Here is a 616-nt window from a genome sequence, read left to right as displayed (position 1 = left end):
CGCCCAGACCTTCACCCAATTCTCGAACCGCATGATCTCGGCCTACCGGCTGAAGCAGGGCACGGCCAATCTGAAGAAATACGCCGATGTTTTCGCGCGCGCCGACAAGGAATTCGGCGTTCAGCCGGCCGTCATCACCGCCTTTTGGGGATTGGAAACCGATTTCGGCGCCGTGCAGGGCGATTTCCACACGCTGGATGCGCTGGTCACGCTCTCGCATGACTGCCGCCGCCCGCAGCTCTTCCGGCCGCAACTGGTGCCGCTGCTGACTTTGATCGACCGCGGCGTGCTGCCGGCCGACGTCAAAGGCGCCTGGGCCGGCGAGGTCGGCCAGACGCAGATCCTGCCCACCGACTATCTCACCCGCGGTGTCGATGGCGATGGCGACGGCAAGGTCGATCTCAGGAACAGCGCGCCGGACGTCATCATGACCACGGCCGACAAGATCCTGTCGCGCGGCTGGAAGCGCGATCAGCCTTGGGTCGAGGAAGTGCACGTGCCAGACGACATGCCCTGGGACCAGACCGGCCGCACCAACAAGCTGCCTCTGTCACAATGGGCTGAGTGGGGCGTCACCAATCCGAACGGCACGCCGCTGGTCGACAATGGCCTGAAA

The 616-nt window shown here is 64.4% G+C and carries 1 protein-coding gene; it reads left to right on the top strand.

What is annotated here, in order from left to right; genetic code table 11:
- On the top strand, nt 1–616 hold a 616-nt coding region (locus tag EOA38_RS38345), incomplete at both ends, for a lytic murein transglycosylase (protein ID WP_189435264.1).

The organism is Mesorhizobium sp. M1E.F.Ca.ET.041.01.1.1 (genome assembly GCF_003997355.1).
Lineage (GTDB): Bacteria > Pseudomonadota > Alphaproteobacteria > Rhizobiales > Rhizobiaceae > Mesorhizobium.
The sequence above is the reverse complement of the archived record's forward strand: the minus strand, read 5'-3'. Positions and strand labels throughout refer to the sequence as shown.